Source organism: Granulicella sp. S156 (assembly GCF_009766105.1).
Lineage (GTDB): Bacteria > Acidobacteriota > Terriglobia > Terriglobales > Acidobacteriaceae > Granulicella.
This window is the reverse complement of record NZ_LMUH01000007.1, coordinates 168,043-191,857: the sequence shown is the minus strand read 5'-3', so window position 1 is coordinate 191,857 and position 23,815 is coordinate 168,043. Positions and strand designations below refer to the sequence as shown.

Genomic DNA, 23,815 nt, shown 5'->3' with positions numbered 1-23,815 from the left:
GGGCTGGCCGTTCTGGCTGATCGTCGCAACGCTTGGCCACCAACCCGAACTCGAAGGTCGTCCTGTGATCGACAAGACCGGCCTTGAAGGCGCCTACGACTGCGAGATGAATTGGTCTCAGACCGACTCCGATGGCGCCAACGAATCCTTCTTCTCTGCGGTGCAGGAGCATCTCGGCCTTAAGCTCCAACCCTCCAAAGGCCCGGTCGAAGTTCTGGTCATCGACAGCATCAGCCGTCCCTCCGAAAACTAACATTCGAATGTATAACCAAGGGTGATTTCGATGATTTCTAAGCGTATGACTTCTGGACTTAGACGAACGGTTACGCTCACGCTCACGATCCTGTGCCTGGCAGCTCCTGCGAGCTTCGCGCAGAACACTCCCACCACCTCTGCTGAAACGGCAAAGCATCTCGAGCACGTCGAGGCAGGGCTGCTACCTGCAGTGATCGTCAAAGGCGATCCGCATCCGGGGCATAGTCTCCAGCAACGCATGGAGCAGTTACATGTGCCCGGCGTAAGTATTGCAGTCATCCATCATGGCGCTATCGAGTGGGCTCAGGGATTTGGTGTGGTGAGTCTCGGCGGTGCGCCGGTTACTGCCGATACGTTGTTCCAGGCTGGTTCGATCAGTAAGCCCGTGGCTGCGCTGGCCGCCTTGAAGTTGGTGCAGGAAGGGAAGCTCTCGTTGGATACGAACATCAACACGGAGCTGCGGAGCTGGAAGCTGCCTGATGCGCCCGAAGCCAAAGGCAAGCCGGTAACGTTGCGAGAGCTGCTCACACATACCGGAGGCACTACTGTTCACGGCTTCCCTGGGTATGCAAGCGACGCGCCCGTCCCAACGCTGGTACAGGTATTGAATGGAGAGAAGCCTGCGAATACTCCAGCAATCCGCATCGCGACGGAACCCGGAACCAAGTGGAGCTACTCCGGCGGAGGAATCACGATCATGCAGCAGATGATGATCGACACTTCGAACCAACCGTTCCCGAAGTTGCTGCACGATATGGTGCTCGCACCCATCGGCATGACGCACAGCACCTATGAACAGCCATTGCCGGCGAAGCTCAAGCCTCTGGCCGCAACCCCTTACCAGGCTGATGGCAAGCCTGTTCCAGGAGGCGCACATACTTATCCCGAGATGGCTGCGGCAGGTCTATGGACCACCGCGAGTGACCTCGCTCGCTATGCCATTGAAGTGCAGCGGTCCCTTCATGGAGAGGCGAATCATGTGCTCTCGAAAGAGACCACCCGGCAGATGCTGATTCCGAGTTTGGGGTCCTGGGGCCTTGGAGTTAGGGTCGGCGGCGCGACGACACATCCGTATTTCACCCACGGCGGCGACGATGCAGGTTTCGAAGCGATCTTCGTCGCGTATGAGGAGGGAGGCGACGGCGCAGTCGTGATGACGAATGTGCAAGGCGGTTCCTTGCTGGCAGCTGAAGTTGTGCGGAGCATCGCCGCCGAGTATGGCTGGCCTGATTTTCAGCCATTTATACGGACGGCGGTCTCGGTCGACTCGAAGATTATTGCCGACTATGTAGGAACATATCAGCTTGACCCTGAAAGGAGCCTCGTCTTCACGCTCGAAGATGGAAATCTGGTAGGACAGGCCACAGGCCTGCCGAAAGTGACTCTGACTCCGGAGTCGCCGTCGGAGTTCTTCTTGCCGGATAACGATACTGAGATCGAATTCTTCAAGGACGCCCAGGGCAAAGTGTCCTATCTCGTGATGCATCAGAAGAATGCTCCTGACCGCAAGGCCATGCGGAAGTAACGATCGCAAGAGGGGACGATGCTCTGAGTGCAGCCAGTCGGCTCATCTGCTGTCTTGCGCGCCGGCCCTGACCATGAATAAAATCCTGCAACTGAGGAAGACCCTGCGAAGCTGCAGCGCGGCAGACCCCAACATACGGCTTCTACTACGACGCTCCCGGCGGTGTCCTGGTGGAAGTCAGCACGATGAACACTGTCGAACCCGCCTAACCGTACCCCAGAGCGCCGCGGGTGAGGATCTGCATCCTCACCTGCGGCTTACTCTCTGCGGAAGAGCTGTGACGCCGCATGTTAATATCGCATACATCATGCTGCCCCCGGTCACCGACTCGTACGCAATGCCCCTTTCAGGAAAGCCATGACGCCGCGTAGACCGGTTCGCTCCTATCACCACGGAGACCTGAAGACGGCCCTTAAAAAGGCTGCACTTGAACTCGTGCGCGAGAAGGGGCCGAGGGGATTCTCTCTCAATGAAGCATCGCGGCGTGCCGGAGTGACCGTGGCCGCACCCTACCGGCACTTCGACGATAAGGAGGCACTCCTTGCCGAGATCATCTGCGACGGCAACGCCATCCTTGAAGAGGAGACACGGCGGGCGGCAAATGGGGCCAGGACGATCACACAGAAGATGCTGGAGGCGGGTGTAGCGTACCTTCGCTTTGCCGCTGAGCATGCAGACTACTTTTCCGTGATGTTCCACTCTGGGATCGATAAATCGAAGTACCCCTCTGTACAGCTATCCGCAACGCGCGCCTTCGACGTGATCCTTGGCTTGGCTCAGCAAAAGGAGGCGACGGAGAAACTCGCCCGGGAACGCGCAGTTTCCGCGTGGGCTCTTGCCCACGGGCTGGCAACCCTGCGCTCAGAGGGCGCGCTCTCCGAGACTGCGGATCAAGAGGCGGACTTGCAACACCTCAAACCAATCCTGCGCCGTTTTCTGGATCAGCCTTACCAGTAGAACGGTATCGTGGGCTCAAATTCTTTGTAATTTTGTGCATCTATGTAAACATCGTTTACATCAATTGTTGTATGAGCCGTTGACGCTGCGCACCGCGGTCCAAATCAGCCTTTACCGGAGGAACTATGTACCACGCGATCGTCAGGAAAATTGCCCGCCAAAACTTTGAACGAGTGAACCGAAAGGAGTATGAAGCTATACTCGCTGGTTGCGCTCCCAACATTCGTCACCGGTTCGGCGGCCTTCATAGCATGGGTGGAACACGGCACGATCTCGCTGCGCTGCGTCGTTGGTTCGAGAGGTTGGGACACGTCTCGCCTACACTGCACCTCACCGTCAAGGACGTCTGGGTCAAGGGATGGCCTCATAACACGGTGGTAATCATGCGCTGGGAATCGACAGGGACCAACGCCGATGGCTCAGCGTATGAGAATCACGGTGTGCATATTATCCGCATGCGCTGGGGCAAAGTTGTTGACATCGACGCCAACGAGGATTCACAGGCAGTCGCCGAGAGCCTAAAGATCCAAGGGCGCAATGGCATTGCCGAGGCTGTGGCAGAACCAATCATTAGTTAGAAACCTACAACGAGATTGGAGATGGCAAGCTGGGGTCGCCGGAGTGGGGGGAAGCTCGATTGCAGGACCGGCAAGATGTTAGGGCATCCCGATATTTGCGAGGAGCACGGAGGACAGCCGTGCGCATAATCTGTAAAGACGGACGCGATTCGCTCTGTCTCACTGAGTGAGATGTTTGTAACAGATGGTAGACTGTGCCGCATGATGCGTACCCTGCTTTCTGCAGCTATAACTACTGCTTGCCTTACCGTTGCCATGCCTGCAGCAAGAGCTGCCGATTGTGCTTCGCTGCAATCGCTCAAGTTGCCGGAGACTACGATCACGATGGCGCTCCGGGTAACGACGGGCGGTGTGGTTATACCACCGGAGACGTCACTGACCGGCCTGCCCGCGTTCTGCCGGGTAGCAGGCGAGATACGACCCACTGCGGATTCGGTGATCAAGTTTGAAGTATGGATGCCGGAGACGAACTGGAACGAGCGATTTCTCGGCGTCGGCAATGGCGGCTTCGCGGGCACGATTGGATATGGTGGCTTGGCGGCGAATCTGCGCCGCGGCTTTGCCACCGCGGGTACGGATGCAGGGCACGAGGGCGACGCTGAAGACGCGAGCTGGGCGTATCAGCATCCGGAGAAGATAAAGGACTTCGGCTGGCGTGCTCTGCATCTGACGACAGACCGCGCAAAGAAAGTAATTGCTGCCTTCTATGGACGATCTGCGAGGCAGTCGTACTTCGATAGCTGTTCGGATGGTGGCAGAGAAGCGCTGATGGAGGCGCAACGTTTCCCTGAAGACTATGACGGGATTCTAGCCGGTGCACCTGCGAATAACTGGACAGGTCTATTGAGCTCTGGTGTTGACGTAACCCAGGTGACGGCGGGCGATCCTGCGGGATACATCTCCAACATGAAGCTGCCTGCAATTACCCGCGCGACACTGGCTGCCTGTGATGCGCAGGATGGTGTGAAGGATGGGTTCATCAACGATCCTGCCGAGTGCCACTTCGACCCGAAGGTACTACTGTGCAAGAGCGGCGATTCGCTGGATTGCCTGACCGCTCCGCAGGTCCGATCGCTGGCGAAGTTCTATCAAGGTGGAACGAACAGTCATGGTGAGTCGATCATGAGCGGTTATGCGATGGGCGACGAGTGGCCGGGATGGAAGGATTGGGTGATCGGACATGGTCCCGGTAGCGGATCGGGGCTTGGCTATGTGCAGAATTTCTTCCGCTATATGGTCTATGACGACCCGAAGTGGAATGTGCTGGCGGCAAATGTTGACGACGCATGGCAACAAGCGAACGACAAGATGGCCGCAGACCTGAATGCGACCAATGCCGATCTGAGCGGATTTGCTGCGCATGGCGGCAAGCTGATTCTGTACCACGGCTGGGACGATCCCGCGATCTCACCATGGAGCACGATTGCGTACTACAAGAGCGTGCGGAAGCAGATGGGAGCGGAGAAGGCTGACGGCTTTGTACAGCTCTATATGGTTCCAGGAATGGAGCATTGTGTAGGTGGACCGGGAGCTGCTTCGTTTGGACAGCTTGGTTTGCCGGAGGCGTCGGGGCCAGGGTCCGGAATTCTGCCTGTGCTGGAGGAGTGGGTAGAGAAGGGCACTCCTGCGAAAGAGATTGTGGCAGCGAAGTTTGACGGGACCGGAAAGACGGCGACCACGAAGATGACAAGACCGCTGTGTCCCTATCCGCAGGTGGCGGCTTATAAGGGCACGGGGAGCACAGACGATGCGGCTAACTTCGTTTGCCGACAAAAGTAGTGCAATGCTATAAACCAGCATGCAGATGCAGTCGACGACTAAGACCGAAGCTCCGCCGACCCTTTGGCAATCTGTCAAAGAGGCTCTGCGTGGCAGCCATCAGGACTACACCACCGGCAGCTTGAATCGATCGATCCTTCTGCTGGCCATCCCCATGGTTCTGGAGATGGTGCTGGAATCGCTCTTTGCGGTGGTCGATGTCTTTTGGGTAAGCCGTCTCGGCTCCGATGCGATCGCCACCGTAGGCCTTACGGAGTCGGTTCTCACGCTGGTCTTCGCCATCGGAATCGGTCTTAGCATGTCGACCACCGCCATGGTCGCGCGCCGCATCGGCGAGAAGGATGCCGACGGCGCAGCCATATCCGCGGTCCAGGCTGTATTTCTCGGGCTCATCGCTTCTCTGGCTCTCGGCCTTCCGTTCTTTCTGTTCTCCTCACGGCTACTGGGGCTTATGGGCGCATCGCCGGCCATCATCGCAGGCGGATCCAACTACGCACGAATTGCGCTTGGCGGCTCCGGCGTCGTTCTCATGCTCTTCCTGAACAACGCTATCTTTCGCGGCGCTGGCGATGCTGCTATCGCCATGCGTCTGCTGTGGGTCTCGAACATCCTCAACTTGATCCTTGACCCTTGCCTCATCTTCGGCCTCGGTCCTTTCCCGAAGATGGGCGTAACCGGCGCGGCGCTGGCGACCTTCAGCGGACGCGGCATCGGTGTTCTCTACCAGTTCTATCGACTAGGCAAGGGAACCGAGCGGCTCAAAATACTCGCACGTCATATGCGATTGAATGGGACGGTTCTGTTGCGTCTCTTAGGAGTCTCGTTGTCCGGCATCCTGCAGTTCGTGATCGGCCAGGCGAGCTGGATTGGTCTCGTCCGTATCGTCAGCCTCTTCGGAGCTTCTGCTCTGGCCAGCTATACGATCAGCATTCGCATCATCATCTTCGCGATCCTGCCTTCCTGGGGATTGAGCAACGCCGCTGCCACCCTGGTTGGGCAGAACCTTGGAGCAGGACATCCTGACCGCGCGCGCAATGCCGTATGGCGAACCGGCTTATGGAACATGGTCTTCCTGGGTTCCGTGGGGCTTGTCTTTATCGCCTTCGCCCCATGGATAATCGGACTCTTCACGCAAGACCCCGCCGTAGTGCCGACCGCGGTTAACTCTCTCCGCATCTTCAGCTGCGGAAACATCGCATACGCCTATGGCATGGTGCTTCTACAAGCCTTCAATGGAGCGGGTGATACAGTCACACCGACCTACGTCAATCTCTTCGGCTTTTGGATTGTCGAGATCCCGCTGGCCTGGTGGCTGGCAATGCACACCCGGATGCATGTCAACGGTGTCTTCGTCTCCGTCGTTGTTGCGCAGTCCCTGATGGTCCTCATCAGCCTCGTCCTCTTTCGCCAGGGAAAATGGGCGAAGCAGCGTATTTGAGGCCGATAGGTAGCGGACGACTGGAGCGGATCGGCCCAGAGCAAGCATGACCGCCGAGAAGCGCGTTCCGAGAACGGATGTAGCTATACGGAACTTCGCTGAGCAGTCGAGCGTATCGCTCCATATGGATAAATTCAGGAAGTCTGGGACAGGACTAGCCATCGGCGGAGCCATCGTCTTTATCGGCGTGTTGTTTATCTCGGCTTATTGGGAGCGCGACATTCGTTGGCTTCACTTTCTTCAGAGCTGGATGTATTTGGCAGCAATCGCCTTGATGCTGAGAGGAAGCAGGTGGGGCTACTTTATTGGTACTGGCGCCGCCCTTTTCTGGGATTATGTGAACGTCTTCGTGACAACTTTTCTGAAGAATGGACTTGCACAAACCCACCTGTTAGTACACACAGGCCACATGACGAGACCGGATCAGTTCTTGTCCGTTCCAGGTTGGTTCGGTAACCTTGCTGTGATTGTTGGAAGCGTCGTGGCCTATGCCGCAACGCCGAGAAAGCAGAGGGGCGATGTCCTCAGGTTCGGTTTCGCGTCCCTCGCGACGACCCTCTTCTTCGCGCTGACTATGTACCTGTGCCAGCCCCGTTATCTTGCTCTATTTCCGGCTTCGCTGCATCCTCATCTCCGCATCTGACGTTTGAACTGTGGAGCAAAGAGGACAAACGAGCGCTTTGTGATTGCGGACAAGTCGCCCAGTCCCCGGTACCTACTGGGCCCTCACCCCCGATACGCATCGAAGGTGGCTCTCACCCCGTCTGCATACGAGGTCTTATGAACCTCTCCGAGCAGCTGATGAAGCGCACTGTCATCCATCAGAACGGGCATTGTCTGTAAGTAATGCATCTCTACCAGTTCCCGCATGACGGGCTTGAAGAGGCCGATCAGACGCAGCATGGTCTTGCCGATGACGCGGAGCTTCGGCTTGCGGCCTGCCATCGCAAAGGCCTGGTCTGCAATCTCGCGTTGCGTAGTGGCTCCTGGGCCAGCGAAGTTCCACCAGCGCCCGTAGGCTTCGGGTTTTTCCGCCAGCGCCAGAACTACCGGGCCGACATCCGGCACATAGATAAATTCGTGCGGCGTATCGATCGGCCCAACCATGTCGGCCGTTCCACCCTTTGCCGCGGCCTGAAATACGAGATGCAGCAAGCTCGCCTCTACTCCGGGACCGTAGAAATCCGGCAGCCGCAGAATCGTTCCCTGAATCTTTCCTTCGGCATGAGCTTTAAAGAGTACTTCTTCCTGAGCCTTGCGCATCTTTCCCTTGAAGGTGTGAGGATCTCGCGGATGAGATTCCGTGACTGTCGATGTTTGCGGGCTGCCATAGGGATACACAGTGCCAATCAACACTACCTTCTGCACGCCTTCGGCGATAGCGCCGTCGAGTGTCTTCTCCATCAGTACTGGATGGAGTTCGAAATGGTCATAAGGCACGCCCACCAGATAGATCAGTGTTTCAACATCCCGGCACGCCAGCCGGACCGAAGCCGGGTCGTCCGGATTCCAGGTCACAATCTCCGCCAGGGGATCGCTGCCAAAGGTCTTTTCCATAGCCTGCCGATTGCGTCCTACTACGCGGTACGGTTTCCCCTGCGCACGAAGCGCGTCCGCGATGCTCTTTCCTGTGGCTCCTGCCGCTCCAAACAATGCTGTCTTTCCCACGTTACTGCTCCTTTTGTGACTGTCAATAATTTACTGAACAGTGTTCACTGAACACTGTTCATAATATACTCAGCTGAGAAGCTGTCAAGGGGAAAATGCATGGGAATTAAAGAACGCCGGGAACGCGAAAAGCAGGACATCCGCCAGAAGATCCTGGGGGCAGCGCAGCAGATCATCACCGAGGAGGGCTTTGCCGCGCTCTCCATGCGCAAGATAGCCAGTCGCATCGAGTACTCCGCGGCTTCGATTTATCTCTACTTTCGCAGCCGGGAAGAGATTGCGCAGGAGATCAGTGAGGCGGGCTTTGGCAAACTTCTGGCGAAGATGACGGCTGCGAACCGATCGAAGGATGTCTCAACGCGGCTGCGGGCCGTGGCCCTCGCGTATGTTACGTTTGGCCTGGAAAATCCTGGGACGTATCGATTGATCTTCATGGGCGACTCGGAGTACACGAAAGCGGCGTTCGCGAAAAAGGACCCGGAGAGTGTTGCAAACAAGTCGTATAAGCTTCTCCTTGATCTGGGCAACGACCTGAGGCGTGAAGGCAGCTTTGCAGGGACGGGCAGTGCACATGAGATCGTGGAGATGGTCTGGACCAGCATGCATGGGGTGGTGAGCCTCAACCTGACCTGTCCGGCATTTCAGTCGTCCCCTAAAGCTCTCGCAAAGATCATGGTGGATACCTTGTTGCGTGGCCTACTGGTCCAGACCTAGGACGCCTGTTGCACGCCAGCTTCGGGCTTGCCGACTACACTTCCAGAAACATAGTAGAGATTAAGTATTTCCGGGGAACCACCGGCCAGATTTTCTCGTAAGGCATAGCAGAGCTCCAGGAGTTACACAGGCTACAGGAGATACGCATGCAGGCGGATTTTCGCGACGCGCTTCGGCAACTATGGAAGGCACCGGGGTTCACAGCGACGGCGGTACTCACGCTGGCGCTTGGAATCGGAGCAACTACGGCGATCTTTACACTTGTGCACCAGGTGATGCTTAAGTCTTTGCCGGTGTCGAAGCCGGAGGAGCTGTGGCGGGTCGGAGATAAGATTCGCTGCTGCAACTGGGGCGGCTATACGCAGGGTGACGACCAGAATTTTTCGATGTTCTCGTGGGAGGCGTACAAGAACTTTCGTGCGCTAACGCCGGAGTTCACGGACCTGGCAGCACTGCAGGCAGGCAATGCGCCTCTCGGTGTCCGCAAAGCGGGGTCGCAGGCGCAGGTGGATACGCGCAACGGAGAATATGTCTCGGGGAATTTCTTCCGGACCCTTGGTGTGCAGCCGTGGATCGGTCGCATGATGACCGATGCGGACGACCAGGAGAGCGCAACCCCTGTGGCAGTCATGAGTTACCACGTCTGGAAGGAGAAGTATGGTTCCGATCCCTCCGTAGTGGGCGCTATCTATCAGATCAATGGGCATCCGTTTACGGTGATTGGCGTGGCTGCTCCGGGATTCTATGGAGCGAAGCTGTCCGGAGGAGGGATGCCGGATCTATGGCTGCCGCTGACTTCGGAGCTTCTGATCGATGGAGCGACCGCGCGACTGAAGGGACCAAGCCGTAACTTTCTGGACCTCCTCGGAAGAGTGCGCCCCGGGGTCGATCCGAAGGTACTGGAAGCAAAGTTGAAGGTGGAGCTCCACGACTGGCTGGCCAGCCACGTGCCGGACATGGAGCCCGGCGAGAAGCAACTGTGGCAGCAGCAGACGCTGCATCTGATCCCTGGCGGCTCCGGGGTCGCGGCGATGAAAGATCAGTATCAGGATGGGTTGAAGCTGCTGCTGCTGGCGGCAGGATGTGTTCTGTTGGTGGGCTGCGGGAATCTGGCGAATCTGCTGCTGGCGCGCGGGCTGAAGGATCGTGGACAGACTTCGATACGCGTTGCGCTGGGTGCTTCGCGGCAACGGCTGGTGCGCAAGGCGCTGGTGGAATCGGTGATGCTGGCCTTGCTTGGCGGAGCCTTCGGTATTGGCGTGGCCTATGCCGGGACGAGGCTGATTCTGTATCTGGCCTTCCAGGTTGGGAGCCAGAATAACTATGTGCCGATTGACGCGACACCGTCGTGGCTCGCGCTGCTCTTCGCGTTGGGCGTATCGGTATTGACAGGAAGCATCTTTGGAATTGCACCGGCGTTGATGACCTCTCGTGCCGAACCGGTGGAGGCGCTGCGCGGGGGAAATCGTTCTGTTAGCGGCCAACGTTCGTGGGCGCAGAAGTCACTGGTGATCGCGCAGACAGCGATGTCGCTCGTGTTGCTGTCCGCGGCGGCACTGTTAGGCCGCAGCCTGCGCAATCTGGAGCACCAGAACTTCGGATTTGAGACGCAGGGCCGGTACATCGCGTCGATCAATCCCATGCTGGGCAACTACAAGCCGGAACAACTGGAGCCGATGTTCCAGAAGATTGATGACCGTCTGCGCCAGATTCCTGGTGTGCGAATGGTGGCGCCTGCTCTCTACGCGCCGATGACGGGCGATAGCTGGAATGATGGGATTCGAGTGGCTGGCAGACCGGAGCCCGGCGCGAAAGAAGATACGAGTGCGGGGTGGGTGCGAGTGATGCCAGGGTTCTTCGAGACTTTGGGCGCAACGATGGCCCTGGGCCGTCCAATTTCGGAGGACGATACCGCGACAACGCGGAAGGTAGCGGTCATCAACGAGGCCTTTGCGAAGCGATTCTTCAAAGGCCAAAACCCGATCGGGCAGCACTTCGGAATCGACAAGATTAAGTATGCGGAAACTTTCGAGATCGTTGGAGTCACGAAGGACATGCGGTACATGACTTCCGACTACAAAGATCCGGTGGGGCCGATGTTCTGGCTTCCAGAGGCGCAAACCGTGCAGTACGACGACCGGGCTTATATGAGCGGGGAACTTTGGTCGCACTACTTGTACAACATCGTGATCTGGGCGCCGGGCGATCCCCCGGGCATGGAAGACCGCGTGCGCAAGGCATTGGCGGATGTCGACCCCACCCTCGTGCTCTACGGAGTTGATTCCTACACCAAGGTCGTAAGCTCGGACTTCCAGCAGGAAAACATGATTGCGACATTAACGACGCTCTTCGGTGTACTCGGACTGGTACTGGCAGCGCTGGGCCTCTACGGTGTGATGGCGTATATGGTGGAACAGCGGACGGGCGAGATTGGTATACGGATGGCGTTGGGGGCAGATCGCGGGAGTGTGGTGAAGATGGTGCTGCGCGGCGCTTTCTCGCAGATTGGTATCGGACTGGGACTTGGCATTCCGGCAGCCATCGGGGCCGGCAAGCTGATGTCGGATCAGCTCTTTGGCGTAAAGCCATGGGACCCGATCATGCTGGCGATAGCGATACTGCTGCTCGCACTGGCAGCGCTGCTGGCATCGGTGATTCCAGCCCGCCGCGCAGCGGGCGTGGAGCCGATGGTGGCACTGCGGACCGAATAGGGATTCTGCTCTAATCCTCTGGAACTCGCTGTGGGGTGAATTCATCAGCATCCCGAAGGAGGTCATTGGGATGGCAACAACTTGTAAGGACAAGTCTCGAGCAATACCAAGGGTCATCCGGAGTTGAGTGTAGTGATGGGATCAAGGCGCATGGCGCGCAGCGCCGGGACGTAACTGGCGGCGATGGCGACAGCGGTGAGCACTGCGGTTACGCCGGCGAAGGTGGAGAGATCGTAGGGCGAGACACCGTAAAGCAGGCCGGCCATGAGATGAGAAACAATAAACGCGCCAACCAGGCCTATCCCTGCGCCGACGGCGGCCAGGTTGAGGCCCTGGCGCAAAACCATCCTGAGGATATTGCTCCTTTGCGCGCCCAGCGCGAGGCGAATAGCGATCTCGCGCGATTGCTCATGGACCAGGAAGGAGATGGTTCCATAGATTCCCAGGGCCGCGAGCAGCAGGGCTGTTGCGGCAAACAGCGCCACCATTTCCATGGAGAACCGTCGCACAGAAAGCGAAGAGGAGAGAACGTCGTCCAAAGTCTCCGCGCGGAAGACGGGAAGCTCCGGATTGACGGCCTGGACTTGTGTGCGCACCTGCGCGAGGATGGCGGCGGGATCGACCTGTCCTCGCAGGTAGAACGCAAGAAACTTGGCGGGGTGCTGGTAGAGGCTGAGGTAGATCTGCGGAGTGCCGGCGTCCGCGAGAGATTCCGTACGCGCGTTGGCAATGACGCCGACGATGGTGGTCCAGTCCGGCTGGCCGGCGCTCAACCGGACGCGCTTGCCGACCGGGTCCTGGTGGCGCCAGTAGGTGCGGGCCGCGGCTTCGTTGATGACCGCGACCAAGGGCGTAGCTTCAAGGTCCTGGTCGACGAAGAGGCGTCCACGCAAGAGAGTCATGCCGAGCACGTGGAAATATTCCGGTGAGACGATCGATCTGTCGATCAGCGGAGGCTGGCTGCTCTGCACATCCTGGCCCTCGCGGATCAATGGCTCCGGCCTGAGATCGTTCTGGGCATGGCCGAGGGGAAGAGCCGCCCGATCACTGACGGCGGTTTCTTCCACGCCCGGCAACGTCCGGATTCGACGGAGAGCCTCCCGTAGAAACACCGATTCCTGCGTAGCCGTGTGGTAGATGTCGGTTTTGGGATCGTTGGGATTCGGCAGCGTGGTCTCGATTGCCGTGATGCGGCTGGGATTGAAGCCGAGCTGCACCTTGAACAAGTCCCAGAAGCTGCGCAGCAGAAGGCCGGCGGCGACTAACAACACCAGGGAGAGGGCTAATTCACCAATCACCAGCGCATGGCGCAGGCGCGAGCGCTTCCGGGAACCGTTGGTTCCACGGCCTTCCTGCCGGAGCGTCGTGTTCAAATCGAGGCGGCTTACGAGCCACGCGGGAGCAAGCCCGAAGATGGTTCCGGCGGCGACGGAGACGACGATGGCAAACGCCAGCACGCCCCAGCTGATGGATATGTCATTGAGGCGCGGCAGGCTTTCGGGAACAAATTGCAGCAGGAATTTCCTGGCGCAGAAGAGGACCGCGAAACCGGTGATGCCGCCAAGCACGAAGAGCAACAAGCTCTCGGTGAGAAGCTGACGAATAAGGCGCATCCTTGCGGCTCCCAATGCCTGGCGAACCGCCATCTCGCGTCCTCGCGCGCTGGCGCGAGCAAGCAGCAGATTGGCAACGTTGACGCAGCTGATCAGCAGGACCAGGCCCACCGCGCCAAACAGCAGAATGAGCGATTGGCGAACGTTGCCGACAAGAGTCTCGGCGAGGGGAGTGACGTGGATAGTCCATTCGGCCTGGGGCGGATAATCGGCCGGATATTGCTTCTTCAACGAGGCAACCAGGGCATCGAGGCGCGCCTGCGCGGCCTCAGGCGAGAGACCGGGCTGAAGGCGCGCGATGGTCTCGTAGCCGGTACGCGTGCCGCGCATCGGCGGCGAGGCGTCGTCGCCGTAAAATCCGTCCGACGCCCACAATTCGGTACCGACCTGCTCGCTGGTTCGGCCCTGGTCGCGAAAGCTGGCGGGCATGACGCCGACAATATGAAAGAGATCGTTATCAAGGCGCAGACTTTTGCTGAGAATATGCGGGTCGGCGCCAAATGCGCGCTTCCACAGCCCATCGCTGATGACGACTTCGCCATTGGAGCCGGGTGAGGCGTCGTGCGGATCGAAGGTGCGGCCCAACGCTGCATCCACGCCAAGCACCGCGAAGTAGCTCGCTGAGACCGTCGCTCCTGCGATGTGCGTGGGCTGGGCGCTGCCGGTAACATTTTCGGAGCCGAAAAAGAAGAAGGACACATTTTGGAAGATTCCCGAGTTCCGCAGGTCTCTCAACTCAGGGATGGAGAAGCCGACGTCGTGCGCGCCCACGCCGGGAAGATTGGCTTCAATGTGCACTATTTCGCCAGGGTGGGGGAAGGGCAAAGGATGCAGCAGGGTTGCGTCGATGACGCTGTAGATGGCGGTGGTGGCTCCGACGCCGAGGGCTATGGTAGCGATGACAATCAGGGAAAATCCGGGAGACCGGCGCAGCATTCGAAAAGCGTAGCGAAGATCGAAGAGAAAATTCTCAGCAAGCGGAAGACCCTGCTCGGCGTTGTGGTGCTCGCGAATGGCCTGGGCCGCGCCAAGCTTCAGGGCGGCCTGACGCCGCGCCTCCGCGGGCGACATGCCGGCACGCAAATTCTCCTCCGTCTGCAAGGCAAGATGCTCGGCCATCTCTTCCTGGAGGCGCTGGTCGGCGTGCCTTCCGGCGGTGAAGTTCGACAGGCGTATGAAGAAGCGTCGCAGGAATTTCATACGAGATCCTCCGCTTTGACATTGAAAAAGCGTGCGATGATGGCCGCGTTTTGTTCCCAATCGCGGGTCTCTGCCTGGAGCTGTCTGCGGCCGGCCACGGTAAGTCGATAGAAGCGCGCGCGGCGGTTGTTTTCCGATGTGCCCCACTCGGAGGCAATCGAGCCTTCATGCTCCAGCTTCAGCAGCAGGGGATAGAGCGTGCCCTGGTTGACAGCCAGAAGGTCTCCGCTGATCTGCTCGATGCGCCGCGCGATTCCCCAGCCGTGCTGCGGCCCCAGGACATCGAGTGTCTTGAGGACCATCAGCGCCAGCGTTCCTTGCAAAACGTCGGGTTTTTCCTTCATGGAGGGACCAACCTTTAGGTTTCCTACAGGAAGGATGGCACGGTTCCTTTTGGAAAGCAACAGGAAATTGCGCGATCTTTTGACGTCAAGTCCAGAAGAGCTGTCAGGGAACTGCCGGGAGACTGTTTATCAGGACGGCCTGGTTGTGATTTCCAATGAAAAGTCGGCAACGGTTTACCGATTTCCCCGCGCACTGGAATCATCTGACGCGCTAGTCTACAAGCGAAGGAAGGGATAGCTCCGATGCCGGATAGGAGTGACGATTACGAGCTTCTGGAAGCAAGGCTGAAGACTCTCCTTCCGGAGGAGTATCGGGACTCGTATGAAGACGTGCAGCCCGTGTCCATGGGATCTGCCGGCCTGAAGTTTGGACGTGATGGCCGCGTCGCATGGGACAAAATCTGGGGATCGTTTTGTGATTTAGCGATGGCGGGTGGACCGCCACATCGAGGTACGTTGCTGGAAGCAGCGACAAGAGCAGACATTGATCTGGACCGAGGGCACTATCGCCAGGTGGTGGACGAACTCTGCCGCGGTGTCGAGATGGCCACTGGACTCGCTGCCGAGCCCTCGTCCATTTCTGGTTGGATTCATGTGGATTGTCCAAGCACCAGTATGGCGGGATGGCTGGTCCGGGCCATCAACATGGAGAATATCTCCGCCCACGTCGACGGTATGATTCTCCACCTTCCTGCTGGCCCTCGCTTTCGACTGGAAAAGGAGATCAAGAACGTCATCACTTCGATCGCAAAGACATGTCACTACTGGCTGGGTCACACGTCCGTCGCTCAGCACCGCGCAATCGCAGATCTCTTCAAGGTCATGGAGTCTGAGTCGCCGCTGATACAAGCGCCATTCTCGGCTCGCAACATAAGAACGGCCGCCTTCGAGAAATTGCGCGACACGATCACCGCGAAAATTCATTCTCAAACGGGGCTTGAGGCGACGGCCTGCGAGTACCACGGTTGGTTAGGTGTTAGCTGTCTGAATGTTCGAGCTGCCATCTGGATGATGCGTGTCATGGTCGCAAGCAATGTCTTGTGCCGGCGGGAGGGCAACTTCATTTATGTTCCCGTGAATCCCTCGACGGATCGCAAGGGTGATCGGATCGCCGCGCTTGTGGCCCGCGCGCATCGCATGGCGCGTGCTCAGAGAATGATCTGACGATCGGCGGGAGATGCCGTCGTTGAGTATCCCGAAGATGGCGTTACCCTACTCTAAGGAGGTCTCAGAGAGATGTGTCGAAACATAAAGATGCTTTTTAACTTCGATCCCCCCACCTCGCCGGATGAAGTTCATGCTGCGTCGCTCCAATTTGTCAGAAAGATTAGTGGCTTCAATAAGCCGTCCAAAGCGAACGAAGCAGCGTTCTTCTCCGCGATTCAAGCAATTTCCAGTATTTCGGCGAACCTCCTGAACTCCCTGGAGGCGACTGCGCCTCCGAAGAACCGGGACGAAGAGGCGGCCCGGCTCAAGGCTCGCAGTGCAAAGAGATTCGGTGACCGAAAAGTCTGACTCGGTACCTCGAAGCGTCTTTGCGGAACCTGGCCTCTGCCCACTCCGGGCACGTTCAATTTGCACCAATTGGTCAACACAAGCCGACTTGTCATTACTAATCTGGTATCGGTGAGCCCATTGGCGATCTGGCACTCGTCCAGACGCATCCCCCGAGAAGTGCGTTACATTTACTTGCCTAGAATCAGGGGCACATAGCTCCGGGCGTCTTGCAGCAATTGCTCGCGCGCAATACCAACCTTGGCGCGAAGCTGCAAACCCTGCAACAAGTCAACGAGCGCACGGCCTCGCACCTTGGCAGAGGGTGTGCGAGTCAGGCGCCCCGCCTTCATCTCCTGCTCGAAACGTTTCGCGAAAATATCAGCGGATGCGGTGAGGCCCTTCGCGGTACACGAACGGATCTCCGTTACCCGCTCCGACTGTCCCAGCGCAGCGGCGGCCATCATGCAGCCGCCGCGAGCGTCGCCAGTAGCGGTGTTGACGGTAGCCTCGCAAAAGGCAGTCACGGCCTTGTGGATGTCCGGCTCCGCTTGAAATGCTGCCATTCTGGGAGCTACATACGTCAGCGCATAGCGCTCGACCGCCTTGAGCAGCAAGGTGGGCTTGTCTCCGAAGGCTCGGTATAGCGCGGGTTTGGTGACGTTCACGGCGCGCGCGATCCGATCCACGTCGACTCCTTCATACCCATGCTCCCAAAACATCTCAACGGCACGGTCGAGTGCTTCGTCGGGGATAAAGCCTTTTGGACGTCCTGGATGGCGCTTCGCAATATTAGTTACCATAGCGTACGAAACTCCTTGCATTGCATCTGTTGTTATCGTACTCTAGCGTATGTAATGCTGCAAGACAGATAAACACAGTAGACAACCATGGATAGTTTCAAACGAAAAACAGCACGACCTTCACCCTTCACCACGGCGCCACCCATGGAACATTCGATCGCTCTCGTCACCGGCACCACCTCCGGACTCGGTTATGCGGCAGCCCGCGCTCTTGCCGGAGAGGGCTGGCGCGAGATCATCGTCACCGGACGCAGCCTGGCTCGGGTCCAGGAAACGGCCGCTCAGCTCGAGGCTGAGACCAAAATGCAGGTCTTCACGCCGCTGGAGCTGGAGCTGGACACGCCATCCAGCGTTCAGTCCGCGCTAGCCGAGCTCGTCAAGCGAGGTCGGCCGGTCGATTTCCTACTGCTAAATGCAGGGGTGATCCCAGGTAAGAAGCGCGTGCTCACTGCGGCAGGCATCGAGGCGGCTCAGGCCCCGCTAATCGGCCATCATCAACTGACGGTTGGGTTGCTCCGCGCCAACCTGCTGGGCCCCAACGCGCGGATTGTTATCTCCGGCTCGGAAGCCGCTCGAGGGGACGTACCCTTGTTCAGCTACACCGACGTGGCGGCCCTTGCGGCCACGCAACACCAGGGCGACCGAAGCGCCGCAGTGGAAGCCCTGATGCGCAGCGGGCCGAACGTGAAGTACGAGCCCAACCGGGCGTACGCCGACGCGAAGATCGTCGTCGCTTGGTGGGCGGCGGCGCTTGCGCGCCAGCTACCTCCCGGCATGGCCGTATACGCCGTCTCGCCTGGTAGCACGCCCGACACCAAGGGGCTGCGAAACGCTGGCACGGCCTTGAAGTGGCTGATGGTTCCGCTGGTGAAGCTTATCCCCGGCATGTCTCACACTCCTGAGACCGCAGCCCATCGATACCTCCAGGCATCGGAGTTCGGAACCGACGTCTCGGGGCAATTCTTCGCCTCGGCACCCAAGAAGCTCACCGGCCCAATTGAGGCGATGCACCACCCACACTTTCACGATCGCGCCAACCAGGAAGCCGCGTGGCAGGCCGTCGTCGAGGTCTCAGGCGTCGACTTGTCTTACCCAGCATCCTTTAGCGCGGTGTCCTGAAGGAGCGCCGGGCGCCGTCGAGTGCTTCGTCGGGGATAAAGCCTTTTGGACGTCCTCGGGCGCACTTCCCAATTATTAGTTACCAGTGAGTACGAAATTGCTTGCATTGCCACTGTGATTATCGTACTCTCGCGTACGTAATACTGTAAGACAGATAAACACAGGAGACAACATGGATAGGTTCAAAGGGAAAACAGCACTCATCACAGGCGGAACTACCGGCATTGGCTTGGCGACTGCCAAATTATTCATCAGCGAAGGTGCCCGCGTGATCGTTACTGGGCGCACCGCTGCAACGATCAAATCGGCTCAGGCTGAGCTTGGCGATAACGCTGTCGTAATCCACAGCGACGCGACCTCGCTTCCCGATATGGATGCCTTAGCGGAGAAGGTCAAGAAGACGTTCGGCAAGCTCGATGTGCTGTTCGTCAACGCGGGATATGGTCGATTTATCCCATTTGAGGCGGTGACTGAGGAAGTTTACGACGAGATGCTCAACCTGAACGCCAAGGGACCGTATTTCATCGTCCAGAAACTGGTGCCGCTCATGCCGGAAGGAAGTTCGGTGGTCTTTACCACTTCGATGGCCAACGTGAAGGCGGTGGCACCCTTGAGCGCTTACGGCGCCGCTAAAGCAGCGCTTCGTTCAATTACTCGGAGCCTTGCCGCTGAGCTGTTGCCCCGTGGAATACGTGTTAATGCGGTGAGCCCGGGTCCAATTGAATCGACGGCCATACTCCAGAAGGTAGGAATGCCGAAGGAGGCGGCAGATCAGGTCTACCTTCAGATGGCGCAAAGCGTTCCGATGAAGCGTCTCGGCCAGCCGGACGAAATTGCCAAGGCCGTGGCGTTCCTGGCGATTGATGCGACCTACACGACGGGAATAGAGATCCCGGTAGACGGAGGATGGTCTCAACTCTAAGTTGTGGACCGTCCGGGAGGGCAAGCTGGCATCGAGAACGGTCTTCAATGACTCGCATACCATTGCGCACTTGATGCAATAGCGAACGCAGTGGCGGCGGCTCGGTCGTTGCCACTGCACGCTCCTCTCAAGAGGAAACATCGCGTTCGGCGCGACCTTTACGACCGGCGCGGAACTCCCACGGTAAAAGGAGGAGCAACAAGATGCATAACTTGGTAGTGAGCTGTTTGGTCGTTGCTTATCTCTCAGCGAACGTATACGCCATCGTGAAAATGCGGGTGTTTGAGTTAGCCCGTTCGCGCAAGCATCTCCTACTCTATGGCGTCCCGTTCATATTGTGGGGTTCTCTCATCCTGTTGGGATGCAAGCTCATGGAGATCATGCGCCGATTTGATGAATGGGCTGCCTGACCAGGCGTTCCCAATTGAAGAAAACAGGCTAATGCTCTCATTGATAGTCGGCGAGAGGCCATCGTCGTGATGACTCCTGATAAACGCCGTTATGGTGACCAATAGCGGTTCGTTCCTGCAAAGTGGCTTTTCGCCAAGTTCGCATCCGACGTTTCCGAAAACGCCGTTTTTCGTGCTGCTGGCCGTTTGCATTGTCGATCGTATACGACACTTGGTACGAACATCGGCGACGGCGCTGCCGCTTAAATCAGCCGCCCAGTTACACTGGGCACATAACGATTTTCTGGAGTCGCCCGTGCGAAAGATCTACCTGATGCTGATGTTGTTGTTCCTCAGCGGCGTGGCTGTGGCCGATGCCGGCGCGCCCGTCTACAAGTTCAAACTGAGCACCATCGATGGTGACCCCACCACGCTGGGTGCCTACAAGGGCAAGGTGCTGTTGATAGTCAACGTCGCCAGCGCCTGCGGATTTACGCCGCAGTACACCGCGCTCGAGGCCGTCTACGAGAAGTACAAGGACAAGGGCCTGGTGATCGTCGGAGTGCCGGCGAACAACTTCGCCAACCAGGAGTCCGGCACCAATGCACAGATCCGAGAGTTCTGCAGCGGCAAGTTCCACGTGAAGTTTCCGATGATGGCGAAGGTCTCGGTAAAGGGCGACGATAAGACGCCGCTCTACCAATACCTCACTGCGGCGCCCAACGTTGGCGGCGAGATCAAGTGGAACTTCACCAAGTTCCTCATCGCGCGCAACGGACAGCCGATTGCTCGCTTTGAGCCGGCCGTGACGCCGGATTCGCCACAGGTGATCTCGGCGATCGAGTCTGCGCTGAAGCCATAGTCGCTGCGATGCTTGAAAGCCCGCTTTTAAAAGCGGGTTTTTCTTTTGAAGAAAGGACCGTCATCGAGTTGCTCACAGACCGTGAGCGATCAGAGTTCAATGGGTTACTCCTATGGTGAGGGCTGCTGGTTTTCGGCTTTGTGGAACGAGATCTCCCCATGATTCGCTTTGGGAGTCGCGCTGCTGTTGTTTATGCCCGTGCTTGGCAGCACACGAAGCACACCCATCATGCCGTTGTCCTCATGGTCCACAAGATGGCAGTGGAATGGGATGTCTCCCGCCATCGTCTCGGGGAAGAAGACCTTAATGCGCACCGTTCCTGGCGTAGGCCCTGATCCAGCATCGGTTCGATCGAAGCCCGTCGCTGTGGGTACGATCACCGTGTCCAGCAAGGGAGGTTCAACCTGCTGTTGGCCGTTCACGGCCAATACGCGGAAGTGAAGCTGGTGGATATGAAACGCATGGATCTCACGAGTCCAGTTTTCAATCGTCCACTCCTCAACCGATCCGGCCGTTACGGTGATGGCTGGCGCGTCCGACATCTCATAGGGCTTGAGCACCGCACCTTGCCGCCTCTCGGCAATATAGAAGTCGGTCTGGTCGGAGTCTCCTGGGCGCGGATATTCGGCGAAGGCGATCACCCGAGTGCGGTCCGTTTTGCGTGCCAGCAAGCCTGCAAATAAGTCTGGCGTGCTGCTGCGCGGAGGATCAGAGGCCGCAGCCTGCGTCCCATCGTCGGTATAAGGCAGGCTGGTCAAAACACCAAGACGCCGTTCCGGTACCAGATCGCCTGCGCACCCTGTATCCACAGCATGGGTGACGAAGTACACCTTTGTTCCCAGCTTCGGCGCCGTAACCAGAAACTCTACACGCCCGGCGGGCGGCACCATCTGCGCGGCAGTGGTGGCGACTAGCTTCGTCGGCTGACCGGCATCATCGGTTAGCGGTGCACCATCGCGCGCGACCACGCGGATCGGCACTGGCTTCCCGGCTTCGTCGATCAACGCCAGGTTGAGCACGGCATCGGTAGCTGCATTCACAACTCGCCATAGCTGCGTTGTGCCTGCCGTTATATGCAGAGGCGCAAGATCCTTATCGGCTGGCTCACCATCCACCACAGGCGCACCATTCAGCGTGATCTTGTCCAGAGCTGCCGCATCTGTACAGCCTAGTTCATGCCGCGTATCTATCTGTCCGCCCTGCCCGCCTTCTCCCCCTGCACTAGGTGTCGCACCATGCTCCATCATCGAATTGTGATCCATGTGCATCTGGCCATTAGTTTGCGGCACAGCAGCGGAAGGATTCTTTGTATCGCTGTCGCGCAGCTGCCGGACGATGAACACCCGATCCTCAATGCCGGCATCTTCTCTCGCGTGATCGTCTGGCCCCTCGACGACGATCGCACCGGTCAAACCCGCCAGCATCTGTGCCTGCACCTCTCCATGAACATGCGGGTGATACCAGTACAGCCCCGGCGGCATATCCTGCGGTATTTGGTAGTGATAGGTAATCTCGCGATGTCCGCAACCTGTATCGCCCACTGCGGGATCGGCACATCCCATCAGCACTTCATCTTGCGGCGCGACCGGCGGTACGGCAAATCCATGTACGTGCAGGTTTGTGCGCCCTGTCGGCACATGCGCTTCTCCTGGAATCACCGCAACCACTCCAGCACTCGCTGGCACAGCATTGATCGGACGGTCGCGGAGCACGAGGGGAGGCAGCAGCTTGGCCAGCGCGGCCGGGTCTGTGATCTCGTTGCGTAGCGTAATCGTCAGTGTTGCGCCTTGCTTGACACGTATGGTGGGCGCCTCGGCAACTCCGTCTATAACGTAGCAAAGCGTCGTTCCTTCCTGACGCACCACCAGCTTGACGGTAGGCTTGCGAGCATTGACCCAGCGATCATGGGCAAAGTTGCCGCGCGGAGGAAGTCCGACTCCGCAAGGATGTGCCGGTGTGGACGTAGGATTCCAGGCAAGACCGTTGTACTCATCGCGATCCGCAGCAGCGTTTCTGCAGACGAGACAAACAGCGAGAGATACTGCTATCCAGACGATTCTCCTGATCGAAGAAGAGGTAACTACAGCCAACAGTTTGTGCTCCCAGAAGATGCGACGAATTGAAAGAAGGATCCGCCCGCAAAGAATGCGAGCGGATCCCGAGGGTAGAGGACAGCCAGAGCTGTCTACTTGTCGTTGAACAGGCTGATCAGGGTAGACGTGCTATCGCAAGAATGGTTGAGGCAGGGAAGACGGAAACCTGCCTGCAGGGTGCGCAGGAGATCGAAGTGGTCGTAAGGAACCGACACCTGAGTACCAGCTCTGCCATAGTTCTTGTCGACGATGAAGGGTACCCGATTGAGATTGTTCGAGTAGTCATTTTCATCAAACACGATGACGATTGCATTGTTACCCTGCTGCCAGGCTCTGGACGCCTTGATGGCAAGCACAACCTGCTTGATGACAGAGTCGGCGAGTTTAATATCGGCCTGCTGGTCGGTGCAGGTGTTCGCCTGGCCGCCCACCGTGTGGATGTCATGGCACTTGTTGGGAACGATGAAGGACAGGTTTGGGACGTTGCCAGTCGCGAGGTCATGATACAGGCCGTCCGCGCCGTTCCACTCCTGGACCTGTGCCTCAGACAGAAGCGGATCGTAGCCCTGCTGAATGTCGGCGAAGAACACAAAGGGATTGTGATCGGTCACATAGAGCTGCGAAACCACAGGCGTCGGGCTGTTGGAGGTGAAGAACGAGCTCGGCGTAAGGTTGGAAAAATTGCCATCCGAGTAATACACACCATCGACACGCGGACCGGTCGTCGGCAGGCTCTCCTGATAGTCCTTCCAGCTTAGGCCGGCCGCTACAAGCTGGTGCGCGATCGTCTTCGGCGTGTAGTTGATGCTCGGATAGTTGCGTAGCGCGCAGTTGTGATTGACAGGCGTGCCCGTAAAGGAGATCTGGCCGTTGCAGCCGCCGCTCGGCGCGGTCGCGGGGGTGGCTACGTCCTCCCCATCGTTAGAGATCGAATCCACAGCGCCGCTACAATCGTCGGCATACTGATTGGAGTGGCAGGGGCCGCTGACCCAGTTGAGCGGGTCATCGTTGGTAATGCCGAAGTTGGAACCGCCGGTCAGTTCCAGGTAATTGATCAGGCTGGGATGACCTACGCCGTAGTAGTTCGTCGCCTGGCCCGCCTCCACGGCTTCCTGGTTCATGAACGGAGCATTGGGATTGCCAATGATCTCCTGCTGCAGATGGTTCTCCATCATGATGACGAAGACATGGTCCAACTTCGGCACGGAGCCATGGGGAACTGGCTCCCTGTTGTTTTCACCGGCCAGTGCCGGTATAGACATAAGCAGCGATGAGACGAGGACTAAAACTTGTTTCTTCATATCCATTACCTCTATAGATTTGTTCACGGGCGTCAGGGTTTTGCTTGGGG

Annotated in this window: 20 protein-coding genes; 14 read left to right on the top strand and 6 right to left on the bottom strand. The window is 58.2% G+C overall.

All coding sequences use genetic code 11. From position 1 onward, the window contains the following. The 7 genes from GSQ91_RS06570 to GSQ91_RS06540 all read left to right on the top strand — a co-directional run. Positions 1–253, top strand: a 253-nt coding sequence (locus GSQ91_RS06570; protein WP_158820459.1) for a TIGR03435 family protein, incomplete at its 5' end; no start/stop codon positions are given. A 45-nt stretch (positions 254–298) separates the two neighbouring features. Beyond that, the gene (locus GSQ91_RS06565; protein ID WP_158820458.1) at positions 299–1,780 is read left to right on the top strand and encodes a serine hydrolase; all 1,482 of its coding nucleotides are present in this window, start codon (positions 299–301) and stop codon (positions 1,778–1,780) included. Between the two features lie 357 nt (positions 1,781–2,137). Continuing rightward, positions 2,138–2,737, top strand: coding sequence for a TetR/AcrR family transcriptional regulator (locus GSQ91_RS06560; RefSeq protein WP_158820457.1), 600 nt, complete (start codon positions 2,138–2,140; stop codon positions 2,735–2,737). A 125-nt stretch (positions 2,738–2,862) separates the two neighbouring features. Next, positions 2,863–3,315: a nuclear transport factor 2 family protein gene (locus tag GSQ91_RS06555; RefSeq protein ID WP_158820456.1), complete on the top strand. Its 453-nt coding sequence runs from the start codon at positions 2,863–2,865 to the stop codon at positions 3,313–3,315. A gap of 201 nt (positions 3,316–3,516) precedes the next feature. After that, complete coding sequence (locus GSQ91_RS06550; RefSeq protein WP_254064390.1) at positions 3,517–5,094, top strand: tannase/feruloyl esterase family alpha/beta hydrolase; 1,578 nt, start codon at positions 3,517–3,519, stop codon at positions 5,092–5,094. Positions 5,095–5,119: 25 nt separating this feature from the next. Then, positions 5,120–6,532 (top strand): MATE family efflux transporter, encoded by a 1,413-nt coding sequence (locus tag GSQ91_RS06545; protein WP_254064389.1) that lies wholly within the window; start codon positions 5,120–5,122, stop codon positions 6,530–6,532. Between the two features lie 46 nt (positions 6,533–6,578). Next, entirely contained in the window at positions 6,579–7,175 is a 597-nt protein-coding gene (locus GSQ91_RS06540) for a hypothetical protein (RefSeq protein WP_158820454.1), read from the top strand. A gap of 83 nt (positions 7,176–7,258) precedes the next feature. Here GSQ91_RS06540 and GSQ91_RS06535 read toward each other — a convergent pair whose 3' ends face one another. Continuing rightward, positions 7,259–8,200: an NAD-dependent epimerase/dehydratase family protein gene (locus tag GSQ91_RS06535; RefSeq protein WP_158820453.1), complete on the bottom strand. Its 942-nt coding sequence runs from the start codon at positions 8,198–8,200 to the stop codon at positions 7,259–7,261. A 99-nt stretch (positions 8,201–8,299) separates the two neighbouring features. Here GSQ91_RS06535 and GSQ91_RS06530 point away from each other — a divergent pair, with 99 nt between their 5' ends. Further along, complete coding sequence (locus tag GSQ91_RS06530; RefSeq protein ID WP_158820452.1) at positions 8,300–8,914, top strand: TetR/AcrR family transcriptional regulator; 615 nt, start codon at positions 8,300–8,302, stop codon at positions 8,912–8,914. Between the two features lie 146 nt (positions 8,915–9,060). Further along, positions 9,061–11,625 carry an ABC transporter permease gene (locus tag GSQ91_RS06525; RefSeq protein WP_158820451.1) on the top strand — a complete coding sequence of 855 codons (2,565 nt, stop codon included), beginning with the start codon at positions 9,061–9,063 and terminating at the stop codon, positions 11,623–11,625. A 113-nt stretch (positions 11,626–11,738) separates the two neighbouring features. Here GSQ91_RS06525 and GSQ91_RS06520 read toward each other — a convergent pair whose 3' ends face one another. Then, entirely contained in the window at positions 11,739–14,438 is a 2,700-nt protein-coding gene (locus GSQ91_RS06520; RefSeq protein ID WP_158820450.1) for an ABC transporter permease, read from the bottom strand. Further along, positions 14,435–14,782 (bottom strand): PadR family transcriptional regulator, encoded by a 348-nt coding sequence (locus tag GSQ91_RS06515; protein WP_158820449.1) that lies wholly within the window; start codon positions 14,780–14,782, stop codon positions 14,435–14,437. The genes GSQ91_RS06520 and GSQ91_RS06515 overlap by 4 nt, the downstream gene beginning before the upstream one ends. A gap of 243 nt (positions 14,783–15,025) precedes the next feature. On the opposite strand from GSQ91_RS06515, the gene GSQ91_RS06510 reads away from it, so the two are divergent. Together GSQ91_RS06510 and GSQ91_RS06505 are read left to right on the top strand one after the other, a co-directional pair. Further along, entirely contained in the window at positions 15,026–15,946 is a 921-nt protein-coding gene (locus tag GSQ91_RS06510; protein WP_158820448.1) for a hypothetical protein, read from the top strand. A gap of 72 nt (positions 15,947–16,018) precedes the next feature. After that, positions 16,019–16,297 (top strand): DUF2277 domain-containing protein, encoded by a 279-nt coding sequence (locus tag GSQ91_RS06505; RefSeq protein ID WP_158820447.1) that lies wholly within the window; start codon positions 16,019–16,021, stop codon positions 16,295–16,297. Positions 16,298–16,467: 170 nt separating this feature from the next. On the opposite strand, the gene GSQ91_RS06500 is transcribed toward GSQ91_RS06505, so the two are convergent. Beyond that, positions 16,468–17,079, bottom strand: a complete 612-nt coding sequence (locus GSQ91_RS06500) for a TetR/AcrR family transcriptional regulator (protein WP_158820446.1) — start codon at positions 17,077–17,079, stop codon at positions 16,468–16,470. A gap of 87 nt (positions 17,080–17,166) precedes the next feature. Between GSQ91_RS06500 and GSQ91_RS06495 the strand changes: the two genes are divergently transcribed. The 3 genes from GSQ91_RS06495 (at position 17,167) to GSQ91_RS06485 (ending at position 20,371) form a co-directional block, all read left to right on the top strand. Continuing rightward, positions 17,167–18,198, top strand: a complete 1,032-nt coding sequence (locus GSQ91_RS06495; RefSeq protein WP_216845109.1) for an SDR family NAD(P)-dependent oxidoreductase — start codon at positions 17,167–17,169, stop codon at positions 18,196–18,198. 172 nt (positions 18,199–18,370) lie between these two features. Further along, a complete protein-coding gene (locus GSQ91_RS06490) occupies positions 18,371–19,120 on the top strand; it encodes an SDR family oxidoreductase (RefSeq protein ID WP_158820445.1) in 750 nt (249 codons plus the stop codon). Between the two features lie 723 nt (positions 19,121–19,843). After that, positions 19,844–20,371 carry a glutathione peroxidase gene (locus tag GSQ91_RS06485; protein WP_371417090.1) on the top strand — a complete coding sequence of 176 codons (528 nt, stop codon included), beginning with the start codon at positions 19,844–19,846 and terminating at the stop codon, positions 20,369–20,371. Positions 20,372–20,481: 110 nt separating this feature from the next. Here GSQ91_RS06485 and GSQ91_RS06480 read toward each other — a convergent pair whose 3' ends face one another. Together GSQ91_RS06480 and GSQ91_RS06475 are read right to left on the bottom strand one after the other, a co-directional pair. Beyond that, entirely contained in the window at positions 20,482–22,461 is a 1,980-nt protein-coding gene (locus tag GSQ91_RS06480) for a multicopper oxidase family protein (protein ID WP_158820443.1), read from the bottom strand. Positions 22,462–22,556: 95 nt separating this feature from the next. Next, complete coding sequence (locus tag GSQ91_RS06475) at positions 22,557–23,765, bottom strand: alkaline phosphatase family protein (RefSeq protein ID WP_158820442.1); 1,209 nt, start codon at positions 23,763–23,765, stop codon at positions 22,557–22,559. Positions 23,766–23,815: the final 50 nt, after the last annotated feature.